This window comes from Pedobacter sp., assembly GCF_031119335.1.
GTDB lineage: Bacteria > Bacteroidota > Bacteroidia > Sphingobacteriales > Sphingobacteriaceae > Pedobacter.
Genome location: NZ_JAVHXT010000015.1, coordinates 84,343 through 101,995, shown reverse-complemented (window position 1 = coordinate 101,995; position 17,653 = coordinate 84,343). Strand labels below are relative to the sequence as shown.

General features: G+C 38.7%; 10 protein-coding genes and 1 tRNA gene. 6 read left to right on the top strand and 5 right to left on the bottom strand.

Annotated elements, in window-relative coordinates; genetic code table 11:
- Positions 1-335: 335 nt before the first annotated feature.
- Positions 336-2,252, bottom strand: a complete 1,917-nt coding sequence (locus REI64_RS15145; protein ID WP_308850980.1) for a sialate O-acetylesterase — start codon at positions 2,250-2,252, stop codon at positions 336-338.
- A gap of 200 nt (positions 2,253-2,452) precedes the next feature.
- Between REI64_RS15145 and REI64_RS15140 the strand changes: the two genes are divergently transcribed.
- The gene (locus tag REI64_RS15140) at positions 2,453-4,120 is read left to right on the top strand and encodes a glycoside hydrolase family 43 protein (protein ID WP_308850979.1); all 1,668 of its coding nucleotides are present in this window, start codon (positions 2,453-2,455) and stop codon (positions 4,118-4,120) included.
- Positions 4,121-4,176: 56 nt separating this feature from the next.
- A complete protein-coding gene (locus tag REI64_RS15135) occupies positions 4,177-5,763 on the top strand; it encodes a carbohydrate binding domain-containing protein (protein WP_308850978.1) in 1,587 nt (528 codons plus the stop codon).
- Positions 5,764-5,982: 219 nt separating this feature from the next.
- On the opposite strand, the gene REI64_RS15130 is transcribed toward REI64_RS15135, so the two are convergent.
- The 3 genes from REI64_RS15130 to REI64_RS15120 are packed head-to-tail and all read right to left on the bottom strand — an operon-like array spanning position 5,983 to position 11,063.
- Positions 5,983-7,068 carry a glycoside hydrolase family 43 protein gene (locus REI64_RS15130; protein ID WP_308850977.1) on the bottom strand — a complete coding sequence of 362 codons (1,086 nt, stop codon included), beginning with the start codon at positions 7,066-7,068 and terminating at the stop codon, positions 5,983-5,985.
- A gap of 25 nt (positions 7,069-7,093) precedes the next feature.
- Positions 7,094-9,964, bottom strand: coding sequence for a glycosyl hydrolase 115 family protein (locus tag REI64_RS15125; RefSeq protein ID WP_308850976.1), 2,871 nt, complete (start codon positions 9,962-9,964; stop codon positions 7,094-7,096).
- Position 9,965: 1 nt separating this feature from the next.
- Positions 9,966-11,063 carry an endo-1,4-beta-xylanase gene (locus REI64_RS15120; protein ID WP_308850975.1) on the bottom strand — a complete coding sequence of 366 codons (1,098 nt, stop codon included), beginning with the start codon at positions 11,061-11,063 and terminating at the stop codon, positions 9,966-9,968.
- A gap of 248 nt (positions 11,064-11,311) precedes the next feature.
- On the opposite strand from REI64_RS15120, the gene REI64_RS15115 reads away from it, so the two are divergent.
- The 4 genes from REI64_RS15115 to REI64_RS15100 all read left to right on the top strand — a co-directional run bounded on the left by REI64_RS15115 (position 11,312) and on the right by REI64_RS15100 (position 17,134).
- Positions 11,312-12,331, top strand: coding sequence for a LacI family DNA-binding transcriptional regulator (locus REI64_RS15115; protein ID WP_308850974.1), 1,020 nt, complete (start codon positions 11,312-11,314; stop codon positions 12,329-12,331).
- A 153-nt stretch (positions 12,332-12,484) separates the two neighbouring features.
- Entirely contained in the window at positions 12,485-13,963 is a 1,479-nt protein-coding gene (locus REI64_RS15110; RefSeq protein ID WP_308850973.1) for an FGGY family carbohydrate kinase, read from the top strand.
- A 24-nt stretch (positions 13,964-13,987) separates the two neighbouring features.
- Positions 13,988-15,319 carry a xylose isomerase gene (xylA, locus tag REI64_RS15105; protein ID WP_308850972.1) on the top strand — a complete coding sequence of 444 codons (1,332 nt, stop codon included), beginning with the start codon at positions 13,988-13,990 and terminating at the stop codon, positions 15,317-15,319.
- 126 nt (positions 15,320-15,445) lie between these two features.
- Positions 15,446-17,134 (top strand): sodium/sugar symporter, encoded by a 1,689-nt coding sequence (locus REI64_RS15100; RefSeq protein WP_308850971.1) that lies wholly within the window; start codon positions 15,446-15,448, stop codon positions 17,132-17,134.
- Between the two features lie 319 nt (positions 17,135-17,453).
- On the opposite strand, the gene REI64_RS15095 is transcribed toward REI64_RS15100, so the two are convergent.
- Positions 17,454-17,527, bottom strand: a tRNA-Asp gene (locus REI64_RS15095).
- Positions 17,528-17,653: the final 126 nt, after the last annotated feature.

Here is a 17,653-nt window from a genome sequence, read left to right as displayed (position 1 = left end):
TTAAAACTATCGCTTTAAGATTGCTTTCCCGAAAATTCCTATCGTGTGGACACATCTCGTTCCTCCCCCTTGAATCCCCTCCGAAGCATCGGAGCAGGCTCTCCAAAGGGGGACACGTAGCGCTTAAGCATTTTGCATACCCGCTCTTCGAGAGTTTATCCCGGCTATTCGGGAGGGCAGGGGGAGGAAAATGACATTTGCTAATATTTGTGTCCACACGATAGCAAAAGTCGGGACAGGCAGTTTCTCGCAATGACGACATCCTTCCTAGAAAAAAGATTAATTAACAAATAATTCAAGTTAATTATAACCTAATCGAATGATTTTGCTACAAATTAACGGATCTCCACTTCAAAAGGAGAAGCTGCCAACCCTTCAGAATTGTATAAATTAGCCCCTTCGGGATTATCAGCCCAAGCATATCTCACCTTAACTGGATGAGCTACTTTGGTATTTGAAATTACTACCGTATTAGCGCTTACAATTTTAGCATCAGCCCAAACAAATTTATTATCGTTACCAGCAATAGCAAAATATTTCAAACTCCCGTTTTTAGCTACTAAACCTTTACCAGTTTCAGTAAATATCATCACCAACTTATTCCCTTCTCTTTTTAAGGATTTAAATATTGGACCAGCACCAACAATATTTTCTTTATAAACTGTTTTTCTTGCTTGTAATGCCAAACGCTTGCCAACATCCTTTTTATTTAGGGGATGTATATCGTTCCACTCTCCTAAATCTATGGTTGTAATTAGTGCAGTATGAGGTAACTTAGTTAACTGGCGCTGCTGTTCCCTCATTTCGGCCCAACTACTTTCCATCGGCTGAGCATTAGTCTCCATAAAATTCGGTAACTGAACTATCAAGAATGGCAGTTGGGGTTTTGCAAAGGTTTCCTGCCAATCGGCCATCAAAGTACGCATTAAAGAGCCATACTCTTTCGGATTTCCCGTATTCGACTCCCCTTGATACCAGATCGCCCCTTTTATGCGGTAGTTCTTCAGAGGAGCAATCATTGCGTTGTAAAGACCACCAGATTTCCATCTAAAAAAAGTGCTACTAGGCGCCGCAGTCGACTGAACGCCCCATTTATAACTCCATTTACCGTCGATATTGGTAGTGTCCTTTCCGGTGATTAATTGATAAGGTTTGTCTCTCACAAATTCTGCACTACCATTATTTACTACTAAGCGTACAGTAATTACATTCTTACTTTCCTTCAACAGATCTGTAGCAAAGAGGTATCTCCTTGGGGGATAAAAATAAGTAGTATTGCCTACAAAGTGTCCATTCACAAATGTAGAATCTGCATCACGTAAGGTACCTAACAGCAGCTTTGCCTGTTCTACTGTGGGTTTAGATTTTAGATAAAACTCCCTTTTCAGCCAAACTACACCATTCAACGAACCCATATTTAAGCTATTGAAACTAGCTGGCAGGATGATCTCGCCCCAATCATCAATTTTATCATTTATTTTCCAAGCATTTTTCAAACCCAGATCATTTTGATGTAGGAAATTATACCATTGATTGCTTTTTGCCGTTTCCGCCTTTTGCAAACTATCAATCAGGTCTCTGCTTTTGAAACGTTGCATTTCTTCAAAGTAGTTTGGAAACTTTTTTAAGCCTTTCTCGCTAATCCAGGCCTGCGCAGGCGAACCTCCCAAAGCAGCATTGATAATACCAATTGGCACTTTGTGTTTAGCATACATCTCCTTTGCGAAAAAATAAGCTACTCCGCTAAAATTGAATATGGTATTCGAATCTACTTGCGTCCAACCTGTATTAGTAAAATCACTTCTTTGAGCATTAAAATCATACTCATCTGGCACTAGAAACTGTCTAATTTTATCATTTTTCGCATTAGCGATTTCCTTTGGATATTTATCAATCAAACGGTTCATAGCTAGTTCCATGTTAGATTGTCCACTACAAAGCCAAACATCTCCAAATAAAATATTCGTCAAAACAATTTTATTGCTTGCGGTTAAAACCATTTGATGCGGCCCGCCTGCTTCTTGCGGGGCTACATTTACTGCCCACTCTCCTTTATTATTGGCAACTGCCTGATATTTTTTACCGATAAATTCAATAGTGATTTTTTCTGATGGCGCAGCCCAACCCCAAATCTTTATCAATTCATCACGTTGTAATACCATGCCATTACTTATTAAGCTTGGCAATTTTATTTGTGCGAAACTACACACATAAGTAACTAATAATATCAATGCTAAAAAAACTCTTTTCATCTTAATATCTATAAATCTAATTACTATTTAGGTGATACAATATTCTAGGTAGATAACCGCAAGCTAACATTACGAGGAACTTAACGAAAAGTCTTCATTACAAGTAACAACACCCTTCCAAAATACAAAATAAATTTTTAATTGCAATCGGTTGCATAAATAAAATACTTTACTTAACTTCATCATACCTAACCAAGTATATGCTTCTCAAGAAATTATTTGCTACTGCCATAACCTTATTTATAGCGCAGTTGTTATATGCTCAAATTAATATTAAAAATCCAGTATTGGCTGGTTTTTACCCAGATCCTAGCGTAACCCGCGTTGAGAATGATTTCTATTTAGTAAACTCAACCTTTTCTTATTTCCCTGGCATTCCAGTTTTTCATAGTAAAGACCTTAAAAACTGGAAACAGATTGGTAATGTAATAAACAGACCTGAACAAATGAATTTCATGGGCGATGGCGTTTCTAGGGGGCTATTTGCTCCTTCCATCATCCATCACGAAGGCATCTACTACGTTACTTGTACGCTAATTGATAGAAAAGGGAACTTTGTGGTAACCGCGAAAAACCCGGCTGGTCCGTGGAGCGATCCTACTTGGTTGCCTGAAGTAAAAGGCATTGATCCTTCTTTGTTTTTTGATAACGACGGCAAATGCTACATCGTTTATAACAGCGACCCACCTGAGAATAGACCGCTATACAGTGGGCATAGAACAATCCGTGCTTACGAATTCGATTATAAGAATTTAAAGGTAGTTGGTGAAGAAAAACTACTAGTAAATGGTGGTGTAGATATCAGTAAAAAGCCCGAATGGATTGAAGGCCCGCATATATTTAAACGCAACAACTGGTATTATCTCTGTGCTGCAGAGGGCGGAACTTCTGTTAACCACTCGCAGGTAATTTTAAGAAGCAAAAAACCTATGGGACCTTATATTCCGTACGAAAACAACCCTATTCTTACGCAAAGACATTTAGATCCCGACCGTAAAAATCCAATTACTTCTGCTGGACATGCAGAGTTGGTAGAAGGTCCTGACGGTAAAACTTATGCCCTATTTTTAGCTGTAAGACCATACGAAGGCGATTATTACAATACAGGCAGAGAAACCTTTATTGCACCGGTAGAATGGAAAAGCGACTGGCCAATTATCAACCCTAACCATGAAGAAATACAGTACAATTACCAATTTGGGTTTAAAGAGGCTAAACAGAAAAATGTTTTGCCACAAAGTGGAAACTTTACCTATCGCACTACATTTGAAAAGACCTTAGATCCTTCTCTCCTATTTCTGAGAACTTTAGATACTTCTTGGTTTAGGCTTAGCAAAAAAGATGGTCTTAGCATGAAACTGAAACCTGAAACTTGTATGGATAAAGGTCATCCAGCTTTTATAGCGAAACGCCAACAACATTTGCACGGAAGCGTAAGTACAGCACTTACCTTCCAAGCGGACAAAAAGAATGAGCAGGCTGGACTGTTGATTTTTCAGAATGAAGATCACTTCTATTTCCTCAGTAAATCTGTAAGCGAAGGGAAAAATGTGATCCAACTGCATACCAGCAAGCCGAAAACTAAAACCACAGATTTGATTGAACAGGTAACCATACCTAAAGCAGCTACAGTTTACCTTAAAATTGAAGCAAATGGAAGCTATTACAACTTCTACTATGCCCTAAAATCTAATCAATGGCAGCTTTTGAAAGCTAACGTAGATGGCAAATTATTGAGCACAAAAGTTGCTGGCGGATTTGTTGGTGTCCTATATGCGCTGTATGCTACATCTAACGGAGAAAACACTGAAAACACTGCGAAGTTTAAGTGGCTCGATTACAAAGGAAATGACACCACCTATAAATAAAAAAATTTCCACAGAAATGCAATCGATTGCAAAAACTATTATAAACCATAAAGATTATGAAAAAACAACTACTTAAAAAAGGAATGAAGATGTTATTCCTTACAATGGCTTTAGCAGGAAATGCTATAGCTCAAAATCTATTGAATGTAAACCCAGGCTTCGAAGACGGAAGTGGCAGCGGCCCAAACATATCTCTGGGCGGAGTTTGGTACAGAACAATTGATGGCAGCACTACTGGGGCCGCCAATCAAATCTATCGGAAAGACAATTCCCCTGCTGCCCAACAAGGTTCTGCTTACTTAGAAGCTATAACTCCGTCTGGAGCCACCTATAATGCTTCGTATAAACTGCAAGCTGTAAATAACCAAAGCTTAAATGGAGTTTTAACTGTTGGAAACACCTATAAACTTTCGTTTTATTATCAAAACAGCGCTGGTCATAGTTTTAAAGTTGGCTTACAAGATAATGCAGGTAAAGCGCCGTATAGTTTCTTCACTACTGTTAATACTGAAGCTACTGGGTGGACTTTACATGAATATAGTTTCACAGTAACCTCAGATTTAATTGCCGCAGGAAATGATGTTAGGGTAATGCTTCAATTTGGTGCAGATGCCGGTACGACCCGCATTGATAATGTACAACTTATTAATACAACACCCGTAGCTAGCGGCAGCAATGTTTTGCTAAATCATAGTTTCGAAAGCGGCGCCTTTTCTGGATGGACTAACTATGGAAGCACTGCTGTAACAGAAGCTACTACTGGTTCTCAAGATGGGTCAAAACACGTAAAAGTTACTGTTGCGGGCACTGGTGGCAACGCTTGGGACATTCAATTTCTAACCGCTACGCATTTCAGCGTTGTACCAGGACATCAATATCGCGTTAGCTTTTGGTATAAAGCCGATAAGACCTTTAACTTTATGTTGCAAAATGCGAAGACCGTATCGTTGACTGTAAACGCACCTGTAGCTGTGTGGACCAAATACGAAGCAACCATGACTGTTCCAATTGACGAAAACACATCTACATCTTTAAAATTTCACTTTAATACTGGCGCAGGAACGGTAGAATTAGATAATATGAGTGTTGTAGACCTCACCGCCCTTCCAGTAACACTAAGCTCTTTCTCTGCAAAAGCCAACGCTAACTCCATTGCTGTTAATTGGAAAACGGAAACAGAAACCGATGCCAGTCACTTTGAACTATTAAGAGCTGGTGAAGACGGAAATTTCAAATATTTGACGAAAGTGTCGGCTAAAAATACAGCAAGCACTTACAACTTTAGCGATGCCAAACCATTAAAAGGCATAAACTACTATAAGCTTTTACAATATGATATAGATGGAAAAGTGAACGAAATTAAGGAAATTGCTTCGGCTAAATTTGATTTTAACAGCACCGAATTAGCATTGTACCCAAATCCGGCTACAGGTAATTTCAGTTTTAATTTAGATAGTTACGCTGGTAAAACCATTAGTGTTCAATTAACTGACCTTACGGGTAAAACATTAAAAACCGAAACACTAAATGCGGTTAATGGTATCAACACGGTAAGTTTGCCACAAGCTTTAAGCGCTGGCTTGCATTTCGTTAAAATTAGTGGACAAAACCTCTATAAAACTAGCAAATTGATGATTAAGTAATAAAATAACTAATCAGCCGTCATCATAAAGCAAAGCCCCGATCAAAAAATCGGGGCTTTGCTTGTTTAAAGTTATTCAAAATTTTGATTGTCAGTCTGAGCTTGTCGAAGACTATTCTTAAAAGATGTTTCGACGACTTGTCCCGAAACTTCGGGGGGCTCAACATGACACCTTGCTTTAAAACGAAGAAATCTAAACAGTTCTTAGATTTTAAGTTCTTTATTTCTTTATCGGTTTAATTAATTCGATACTTCCATCTGCATTATGCGTAAGTTCTGTTACTTTGATATTACGCAAATGCGTTTTATTAGAGATCTCTGTATCATGATAAAAAATATACCATTTTCCCTTTATTTCGATAATAGAATGATGTGTTGTCCATCCTTGTACCGGGTCCATAAAAGTGCCTTGATAAGTAAATGGCCCATAGGGGTTATCGCCTATGGCGTAAGCTAAGAAATGCGTATCTCCAGTTGAATAAGTAAAATAATATTTGCCATTGTACTTGTGTACCCAACTGCCTTCAAAAAAGCGTCTATCGTGATCTTTAGTAAGCAAAGGTTTACCGTCCTTATCTAAAATTTGTACATCTTTAACACCTCCATCAAACTGTAGCATGTTAGCACTTAGCTTGGCTACTTTAGCAGTAAGCGCAGGAGAATCTTCTTTTTGGTTGTCTGTTTTAGAACCATTTGCGTCATACTTTCCATTGTTCCAACGTTGCAATTGCCCACCCCAAATACCACCAAAATAAATATAATGGCTACCATCATCATCTTTAAACACCGCTGGATCTATACTGAAACTGCCTTCAATTGGCTTAGGCTCTGCCTTAAATGGCCCAGCAGGACTTTTAGAAGTGGCCACTCCTATTTTAAACACATCATTTTTATCCTTCAAAGGAAAATACAAATAATAGGTTCCATCTTTAAATGCTGCGTCTGGTGCCCACAGCTGTCTGCCTGCCCATGGAATATCTTTAACACTCAATGCCACCCCGTGATCGGTAACTTTGCCACCAATACTGTCCATGCTTAAAATGTGGTAATCTCGCATATCAAAGTGGTCGCCATTGTCATTTTCTGGAGTTCCAGCTTCTATATCATGCGATGGGTAAATGTAAATTTTACCTTCGAAAACATGTGCAGAAGGGTCTGCTGTAAAAATATGGCTTACCAAAGGCTTGCTCAAAAACTTTGAAGATTTAGCTGTATCGGCCTTATCTGTGGTTGCTTTGTTGTTTTGTTGGCACGAAGCCGTTGCTACGCCCGTTGCAACAACCAAGCTTAGCAGTTTAAAATTCATCAATTTCATATCAGTTTATAATTGGTTAATTTATATTATAAGTTTCTTTAGCTCCCAGAAAACTAGGCTTCATACCACCTAAATCGAGTACTAATTTTTGTACAACTACCGCAGGTGTTACCATCCAGTATTTTAAGGTGTGCTTTCCTGTTTTAGTAAATTTTAATGGTGTTTTAAAGATCTTGATACTTTCGGCTACCGATTTCCTCCAAGCAGCTTCGTTATTGTAATCTTTACTGATGTTTACGACAATAGGCGTTTCGTCATCAATAGAAATGGCAAATTTTAACCCATCGGTATTGGTGAAATCTATTGTAGGCGAAATGAAGGTATTTAAAGTGAAATCACCTACTTCATCTATAAAAATATCGTAAGCTAGATGAGGGGTATTTTTATTTAGCCCTTGCGAAGGCGATGTTACCGGACTAGGCATTACACCGCCCAAGGTCTTCCCGTAGTTTGGTAGATCTCTCCAAAGCGCCGGTCTTGAGTTTACCGCTTTGTTATAATTTATGGCTTCGACACCAATTACACCGTTGTTAGCTACAAACAAAGTTCCCTCTTTATCAGTTTTGACCTCATTATCTACAGTAATTGGCAATGTAATTTTTGAACCATCAGAGCCTTTAAAAATTATCTTCGAGGTGCTTTTTCCTTTTGGCGCTTTTGTCCAATCTACATTAATTTCAAGCCGTTTATCAGTTGTAAAAACTCCTTTAAATGTCTCAACTAATATGAAGCTGGGCGCAGTAACCTCGTATTTTAATTCACCTTGGGCTCTGTTAAACAACTCTACATAAAATGATGTATGCGATTGGTAACGATTGAAAACCGGAAATTTATCACTTACGGTCGAACTCCCGATCCAGAAATTCTTACTCCCTTCAATTGTTAATCCAAGGCTTGGTTTGCTAGGCGATACTTCTGTGGGAGCTAAGAAAACAACTTCAGGCATTTTATTGCTATCTGGCTGTTGCCAATAGGTGTAACCAATATGTGTTTGATCCATCATGTGGTCCCATTTGCCACTTGCCATCACTTTATTGTAATAATTGGTGATCTGCGCATCACGTTTAAATAAACTATCAACTTTAGTAGCTAAATCATTTGTTGATATCCTGCCTTGGGCTGCGTACATTTTGTTTTTAGCCGTGATGTAATACAATTCATTTAAATTTGACGCTGCTTCTACCGGATGTAAAACCAACTGATAATAAGCATCTTTTAAGTTAGCCGGCATTTGATTGTAAATCTGCTTCGCTTCAACTTCTAGTTTCTTAAAATCGTTCACTACAGTTTCAAATTCCCGATAGTCAACCAAACTATAGGTATTCTCATCAAGCAATTCTGGCTTAATTCTTCCATTATATTTAGCGTAGGTATCAATTATTTTAGCAGTTTGTTCTGCATAAGTAGGGCCGAATTGTCTTGCTGCCCAATTGATGCTGTACTCTTGCAATTTCTCTACCGGAATAGCTTCTGGTGCCCAAGCAAAATCTAAAAAAAAGCTAATTGGAAACTCCATAGGCTTCAAATCGCCCACATTTACAATCCAGATTTCGTTGGCATCATAACGATAAGCCAAATTCATCTGCTCCCAAACCTTTTGTATCGGATTGGTATTGATCCATTTATAATTCCTCGGATCGCCAACATAATCGAAATGATAATAAATGCCATACCCCCCCGCATGAGGTTTTTCGTTTAATTTCGGCAGCTTTCTTAGATTTCCCCAGTTATCGTCACAAAGCAATAGTGTCACATCATCTGGTACACGCATACCTTTATCGTAGTAATCTTGCACCTCCTTGTACAAAGCCCAAAGTTGTGGCGTTTCTTTGGCTGGCTTTTTGGTTACCTTCTCTATAATTTCACGCTGATCTTTTACGATACGCTCTAGCAATGCAGTAGCTGTGCCTTCTGTCATTGGCTCATCTCCATCGCCACGCATACCAATGGTTACAATCTGTTCTTTATCCGCAACGCGACTAAAGCCTGTTTCCCAAAATTCTCGCAGTTGTTGTGGATTTTGATCGTAGTTCCACTTGCCGCCTTTATATCTTTTCCATTCATCGTGTGCTCTAGTTAAAGGCTCGTGGTGAGAAGTTCCGAAAACAACCCCATACTCGTCTGCTAAAACTGGGTTCAATTTATCATCATCAATAAATGCCCTGCCCCACATGGCAGGCCATAAATAATTTCCTTTTAGGCGAAGAATAAGCTCAAAAACCTTTGCATAAAACTTACTGTTGAAACCACCAAATTCCTTATAAGCCCAGCCAGAAAGTGCTGGAGCTTCGTCGTTTAGAAAAATACCTCTATACTTTACCGCAGGCGAGGCAATGACATGTCTACCTGGAATAACATATAGCGCACTGCTTTTTTGAGGAGCAACATCTGCCCAATAATACCATGGAGAAACACCTATCTGACTGCTCAATTCGTAAATCCCGTAAATAGTTCCTCTTTTATCACTTCCGGCTATTATCAAAGCACTATCCACACCTTTCATCGGGTTTTTCACCACTTGTATAAGGGTACTTTCCCATTTTCCGGCTACACCCGCTACATTGATTTTTCCGTTAGCAATCAAATCATCAATCAGTTTGCTCTTGCCAATGGTACCAATAATAATTGCTGCCGATGAAGGTTGATCTGTCAATATAGAAACCGGATGACCAGTTACCATTTTAATATCTTCTTGCAGATCTTTTGCGGCTCGTTTTACACCTTGCCAATCGTTATCGCTAAGTACAATATTTGGAGATTTACCATTTGCAGCTACAGCCATACTGCCTAATACATACTCTTTAGCTACTATTGGTTTTAAACCTGCTTGTGCAATGCACTGCAAACAAGCAGCAGAAAACACGATCATTAAAAATAGTTTCTTCATCTTAATTATGCTTAAAGTTTACGATCTTCCAGTAAGCCTTTTTAGGCTGTAGGTTTTTATTAAATAGTAGCGGGTAATTTTTTCTACCAGAAACAGGGAAGAAGTCTAGCCAAGAGTATCTGTCGGATACGTTCCAGAAAGTTACGTTTTCTATCACATCTTTATACTTTCTGAAAACTTTGAAGATCATCTCGTACTTGTCAATTTGCTTTTGTTCCATTTCAGCGGTGAAAGCCTCTGATTCGTCTGGTCTTTTTTTACGTTCTTGAGCTTCCCAAGGGTAAACAGAAATGTCTAATTCCGTAATGTGTATTTTTAGGTCTAATGCGGCATATTGCTGAATAGCGGTTTCTAAAGCCAATTGATCAGGTTCGAAAATAGACCAATGAGATTGCATCCCAACACCGTGGATAGGAACATCTTTCTGTTTCAAAGATTTCAGCAAGCGAAGCACATTTGCCATTTTATCTGGGCGTTCTATGTTGTAGTCGTTATAAAAAAGTTGAGCATTTGGATCGGCTTCATGCGCAAATTCAAAAGCTTTCGCAATGTAATCTTCGCCCAAAACTTCGTACCATTTAGATCTTCTGAGATAGTTATTTGGGTTATCGTCTATCGCCTCGTTTACTACATCCCAAGCATAAATCTTTCCCCTATACCTTTTTACCACCGTTTGGATGTGGATTTTTAGTCGTTGAAGCAACAACTCTTTTGAAACCTGCTCACCGTTGGCCCCTAAAAACATCCATTCTGGCGTTTGGTTATGCCAACAGAGCGTGTGGCCTCTAACTTTAAACTTGTTCTTAACGGCAAAACCTACTATCGAGTCAGCAGTAGACCAATTAAAAACACCCTCTTTTGGTTGTAAAGAAGTCATTTTCATTGCGTTTTCTGCGGTAAGGCTATTAAAGTTGTGCTTAATTAAATTGAGTTCATCACCTACTAAACTTCGCTTGTTAATAGCTACACCTACAGGAAAATAATTTCGATAAAAATCTTTAAGCCCACGTTTTTTGGATTGCTGCGCAACACAACAGAAAAACAAAAGAGATGCAGCCAAAGCAATTAAGAACTTCAACTTATATTTCGTTAAAAACATACAGCAATTAATATTTGGTTCACACTTTAACAACTAAGCCAAAGCCTATCTTCATCATTTGTAAATCCACTACTTATACTGTGAACAATTTACGTTTGACGAAATCCTCAAAATGAATTATGCTAAAATAGAATATTAAATTGTAAATTGCAATCGGTTGCATAAATAAAAAACATTTTATTTCCAATTGTTGCATAATGAAGTAATTTTTACTTAGTTTGCTATATCCAAATAAATCGACTATCAATTTGAAAAAGAAAACCACCATTTACGACATCGCTAAAGAGCTTAATGTTACTGTTTCAACGGTATCTAGAGCGCTAAGTGGGTTTTCTGCAATTAGCGATAGCACCAGAGAAGCAGTCTTCGAAGCTGCAAAACGCCTAAATTACAGCCCCAACAGATTGGCTTCGGCTTTAAAATCTGGCCGTACTTATATTATAGGTGTAATTGTTCCAAGTGTACAGGCGCATTTCTTCGCTTCTATTATTCATAGTATTGAAGAAGGGTTGAAAGATAGCGGTTATAGAATAATTCTCTATCAATCTAACGAGTCAGCTGCATCAGAAATAAATGGCGTAAAAACCTTACTAGAAGCACAAGTAGATGGCATAATGGCTTCGCTTTCTTTAGAAACAGAAAATGTTGACCATTTTAACGAAGTGATTAAGCAGAATAAGCCGCTGATATTATTTGACCGTGTACACGAGAAATTAAAAGTACCAACAATTACGCTGGATGATTATAAAGCAGGCTACATGGCCACCCAGCACCTTATAGATAAGGGCTACAAAAGAATAGCTTATGTAACAACAGTGCACCAAATTGCTATTTTTAATGACCGATTAAAAGGCTACAAAGCTGCTTTAGCAGACAATGGTTTAACCCTCGACGAAGAAAACATCATTTTTGGTGGGCTATCTATTAAAGATGGAAGATTTGGCGCTGGAAAACTTATGCGTTCTAATAATAAACCTGACGCAATTATAGCTGGAGACGATTTTACAGCTTTAGGTATCATTAAAAAATTGAAGGAAATTAACGAGACACCACCAGAAATAGGTGTTATCGGCTTTGCTAACGAAGCTTTTTCAGCGTACATCACCCCTAACCTTTCAACAATAGACCAACACCCTAATCAAATAGGTGCCGAATGTGCGAAGCTTTTTTTGAGTATGGTGCAACAAAGTTCACCTTATCAGAATATAACTCACGTAGTGATCGATCCATCACTAGTAGAAAGACAGTCTACGGATATTAGTAGATAATGCAACAAATTTAAATTTGCATTTTAATCCCATTTCTTTTACTTCTTAATCATCAAAATTTTTAAACTTTTTAATAAAATACTTGACATTGCAAATTTAACAGCTATCTTTATGCAACCGTTTGCATAACCAAATATTATAACTATCGCATAAATGTATTTATTAGGCATTGACATAGGCACTTCTTCAATTAAAGTAGCAGTGGTAGACGCAGCAACTCAAAAAAGCGTTGCAACTGCGCAATACCCTGAGGAAGAAACGACCATTAAATCTTTAGCACCAGGATGGGCCGAGCAATCGCCTATGGATTGGTGGCACAACACCCAACAAGCTATATTACGCCTTAACGCCTCAAAAATATTCGATCCTAAAGAAATAGAAGCAATAGGTATTGGTTACCAAATGCACGGTTTAGTAGTAGTAGATAAAAACCAAGAACCGCTAAGAGATTCTATTATTTGGTGTGATAGCCGAGCGGTGGAACTGGGCCACGAAGCTTTTGATGTTATCGGACAAGAGAAATCATTAGCGACTCTTCTTAACTCGCCGGGAAACTTCACCGCATCAAAACTAGCTTGGGTTAAGCAAAACGAACCAAACATCTATGAAAAAATAGATAAAATTATGCTTCCTGGCGATTTCATTGCGATGAAACTCACTGGCGAAATCACTACAAGCATATCAGCATTATCAGAGGGAGTTTTTTGGAACTTCCAGAAAAATGAGATTGCAGAAGATGTGATAAATCATTACGGTTTAAGCAAGCATGTAATTCCAGAAATCAAACCGCTGTTTTCTACCCACGGCCAAGTAAAAGAAGGAGTGGCTAGCCTATTAGGCCTAACTGCGGGAATTCCTGTAGCTTATAAAGCTGGCGACCAACCTAACAATGCTTTATCATTAAACGTACTTCAACCGGGAGAGGTAGCGGCAACAGCGGGAACTTCTGGTGTAATTTACGGCGTAAGTGATCAGCTAACTTACGACAAACAATCCAGAGTAAACACCTTTGCACACGTAAACTATAGCGCAGACGAAGTAAGAACCGGAGTATTGCTTTGCATTAATGGAACTGGCAGCATGTACCGCTGGGCGAAACATACATTCGCTCCGTATTTAACTTACAACGAGCTTAACCAAATAGCCGCCCAAGCACCAATCGGCAGCAATTCTTTAAGAGCGCTACCTTTCGGCAATGGCGCAGAGCGGATGTTGAACAACAAATATACTGGCGCACAATTTCTAGGCATCGATTTAAATACGCACAATCAATCGCACATTTTTAGGGCAGTACAAGAAGGTATCGCTTTTGCTTTTAGATATGGATTTGACATTATGCGTGAAAACGGCATGAAGCCAGCGGTAATTAGGGCAGGCAGGGCCAATTTATTCTTGAGCGATTTATTTGCACAAACCTTTGTTGATGTTACCAATGTGCCCGTAGAGCTTTACGATAATGATGGCAGTGTAGGTGCGGCGCTAGGCGCTGGTGTTGGAGCTGCGATTTTTAGCAGTCCAGCAGAAGCATTTACTAACCATCAAGTATTAAAATATATCGAGCCTAAAAACGCACAAGCTTACGAGCCGATTTACCAGGATTGGAAGGAAATACTTAGAACAAACTTAAAATAATCAGACATCTTAAAATCAATAATAATGACAAAAGTAGTTAAAGGAGAAAAGGAATTTTTTAGTGGCATTAACCAAATTAAATATGAAGGTTTAGAAAGCAATAATCCTCTTGCTTTTAGATGGTACGATGCGAAAAAAGTAGTGGCAGGCAAAACCATGACAGAGCATTTTAAATTTGCTTGTGCTTATTGGCATTCTTTCAATGGCAATGGTGCCGATCCATTTGGTGGCGCAACACATGTTTTTCCTTGGGATGCGAAAACAGACGCCGTAGAACGTGCAAAAGACAAAATGGATGCCGCTTTTGAGTTCATCACCAAAATGCAATTGCCTTATTATTGTTTCCACGATGTGGATTTGGTAGACTATACCGATAGCGTAGTAGAAAATGAACGTCGTTTGCAGGCAATTGTTGATTATGCTAAGCAAAAGCAAGCTGAAAGTGGTGTGAAATTACTTTGGGGCACTGCAAACTTGTTCAGTCACCAACGTTATATGAACGGTGCAGCAACTAACCCAGATTTCCATGTATTAGCGCATGGTGGTGCACAAGTAAAAGCTGCTTTAGATGCAACCATTGCTTTAGGTGGCGAAAACTATGTGTTTTGGGGCGGTAGAGAAGGTTACATGAGCTTGCTAAATACCAACATGAAACGTGAGCAAGAACATTTGGCCAAATTTTTACATGCAGCTAAAGACTATGCCCGTAAGAATGGCTTTAAAGGTACATTCTTTATTGAGCCGAAACCATGCGAGCCGTCTAAACATCAATATGATTACGATGCAGCAACAGTAAAATCTTTCTTGCAACAGTATGATTTATTGGAAGATTTTAAACTGAACCTGGAAGTAAACCATGCTACACTTGCTGGCCATACTTTCCAACATGAATTACAAGTAGCAGTCGATAATGGCCTATTAGGATCTATTGATGCTAACCGTGGCGATTACCAAAACGGATGGGATACAGACCAGTTCCCTAACGATATTAACGAGCTTACAGAAGCAATGCTGATTATATTAGAAGGTGGCGGACTACAAGGAGGAGGCGTTAACTTCGATGCTAAAATCCGCAGAAACTCTACCGACCAAAAAGATTTGTTCTATGCCCACATCGGTGGAATGGATTTATTCGCAAGGGCATTAATCACTGCAGATAATATTCTTCAAAAATCGGAATATCAAAAAATTAGATCAGATAGATACGCGTCTTTCGATAGCGGAAAAGGTGCTGACTTTGAAAAAGGGCTTTTAAACTTAGAAGATCTTAGAAACTATGCTGCAGAAAACGGAGAGCCAGAAGTAAGAAGCGGCAGACAAGAATACATCGAAAACTTAATTAACAGATACATTTAATTTTTCCTTCTAGTACACTTGGTATTTGGCTAAGTGTACTTTTAACACGTATGTTATTGTTTTTCTAGTTTACGAACAATACATTTGAGTTACCAATACCTAACCATCAATAAACCAAAAAACTAAATGAACAGTAATGTATTAGATATCAAGGATTACATTGTATTCTTGGTATACTTTGTAATTGTAGCAGCTTATGGTGTTTATATTTATTACAAAAAGAAATCTAAATCAGCAGATTCTAAAGACTATTTCCTGGCCGAAGGCTCGCTTACGTGGTGGGCAATTGGCGCATCTCTAATTGCTTCAAATATCTCGGCAGAGCAGTTTATTGGCATGAGCGGAGATGGCTTTACTATGGGGCTCGCCATTGCCACTTACGAGTGGATGGCCGCAGCAACCCTTATTGTAGTTGCCGTGTTTTTCATCCCAGTATATCTCAAAAACAAGATATACACCATGCCGCAGTTCTTGCATCAGCGGTATAACGGAACCGTAGCTATGATTATGGCAGTATTTTGGTTATTACTATACGTAGTAGTGAACCTTACTTCCATTTTATTTTTAGGGGCCCTAGCCATTAGTAGCATTTCTGGCATTAGCTTAACCGCTTGTATGATTTTCTTAGCAGTGTTTGCTGTGATCATTACCCTAGGAGGAATGAAGGTAATCGGCTTTACAGATGTAATTCAAGTTTTCTTTTTGATTTTGGGAGGATTGGCTACAACTTACCTAGCACTTGATCTGGTAGCCAAACATTTTGGCACAGAAGGAGCTATCGAAGGATTTAAACACATTACTCAACAAGCCGACACCCATTTCCACATGATCTTAAAACAAGATAATCCACATTACATTAGTTTACCAGGACTAACCGTTCTAATAGGCGGTATGTGGATCGTGAATTTGAATTATTGGGGCTGCAATCAATACATTACCCAAAGAGCTCTTGGTGCAGATTTAAAAACAGCCCGACGCGGCATTTTATTCGCAGCCTTTCTTAAATTATTGATGCCAGTCATTGTGGTGCTACCGGGTATCGCAGCCTATGTGCTGTTCAAAAATGGTTATTTCCAACAAGAAATGATGGTAAATGGTGAGCTTGTAAAAGATAAAGCCTATCCAGTTTTATTAAATTTATTACCGTCTGGATTAAAAGGACTTTCTTTTGCTGCACTTACAGCTGCTGTGGTAGCGTCTTTGGCAGGTAAAGCAAACAGTATCGCTACTATTTTTACCTTAGATATCTATAAAAAGAAAATAAATCCAGAAGCAAATGAAAAAGCTCAAGTACGTATAGGGAGAGCTACCATCATCATTTCGATGCTGCTGGCTGTAATGATCGCTCCATTCTTAGGCATCGACAAAAAAGGTGGGTTCGAATTTATTCAAGAGTATACAGGTTTTGTTTCTCCCGGTATTTTCGCCATGTTCATTCTTGGCTTCTTCTGGAAAAAGACCACAAGTAACGCAGCCTTGTTTGCAACCATTGGTGGTTTCGCCTTATCGGTAATATTTAAGATTATGCCTAGATGGGTAAACTTAGAGTTTTTAAGTCCGATGGGATTTTCTAAACAAGTATTGCAAAAAGACGGCAGTTTAATTTACGAAATTCCTTTCTTAGACAGAATGGGCTTTGTATTCCTGTTTGCTGTATTGGGCATGTATATCATCAGCGTTCTGGAAAACAAACGAGGTGTTGTACCAAACGGACTGGAAGTAGATACCAAAATGTTCAGAACAGATTCTAAGTTTGCAGCTGGAGCTTTAATAGTAATTGGGATTATAGTAGCGCTATACACCATTTATTGGTAGCATTTTGCTATGTGAGTTGGTTCTTCGGTGAGCAATAAATTAAAAACCAGTAGTGATTAGATCGCTACTGGTTTTTTTACAATATTCTACAAGCAAATTAAATTACAAACCGGCAATGCTAAGGTCGGTTTCATAAGCTGTATGCACTATTGCTTCAGCAAAACTCAACAAAGGCTAATAGTAGATTAAAGTATTGTGAGGCAACTTACAAAGTTATTATTTCCCCTAACAAGTTCGCTTGATCCGTGAAGCATCATCCGGCAACTAAAATAGTTTAAAAGCAAAAACCCACTCAGATTATCTCTAAGTGGGTTTTTTGCGGTCCGGACGGGACTCGAACCCGCGACCTCCGCCGTGACAGGGCGGCATTCTAACCAGCTGAACTACCGAACCGTTTTCCTAACTTTCAGACGTCCGTCTTTCCGTTTGGGTTTGCAAATATAGCTTGTTTTATCTGTTTTGCAATAAAAATTTCAAATTATTTATAACAAGTTGTTTATCAGCACCAAAAAAAAAAGA

Bases quoted from the DNA above. Each gene is read 5' to 3' on its own strand.
- REI64_RS15145 (WP_308850980.1), bottom strand. From the start codon at position 2,252: ATGAAAAGAGTTTTTTTAGCATTGATATTATTAGTTACTTATGTGTGT.
- REI64_RS15140 (WP_308850979.1), top strand. From the start codon at position 2,453: ATGCTTCTCAAGAAATTATTTGCTACTGCCATAACCTTATTTATAGCG.
- REI64_RS15135 (WP_308850978.1), top strand. From the start codon at position 4,177: ATGAAAAAACAACTACTTAAAAAAGGAATGAAGATGTTATTCCTTACA.
- REI64_RS15130 (WP_308850977.1), bottom strand. From the start codon at position 7,068: ATGAATTTTAAACTGCTAAGCTTGGTTGTTGCAACGGGCGTAGCAACG.
- REI64_RS15125 (WP_308850976.1), bottom strand. From the start codon at position 9,964: ATGAAGAAACTATTTTTAATGATCGTGTTTTCTGCTGCTTGTTTGCAG.
- REI64_RS15120 (WP_308850975.1), bottom strand. From the start codon at position 11,063: ATGTTTTTAACGAAATATAAGTTGAAGTTCTTAATTGCTTTGGCTGCA.
- REI64_RS15110 (WP_308850973.1), top strand. From the start codon at position 12,485: ATGTATTTATTAGGCATTGACATAGGCACTTCTTCAATTAAAGTAGCA.
- xylA (WP_308850972.1), top strand. From the start codon at position 13,988: ATGACAAAAGTAGTTAAAGGAGAAAAGGAATTTTTTAGTGGCATTAAC.
- REI64_RS15100 (WP_308850971.1), top strand. From the start codon at position 15,446: ATGAACAGTAATGTATTAGATATCAAGGATTACATTGTATTCTTGGTA.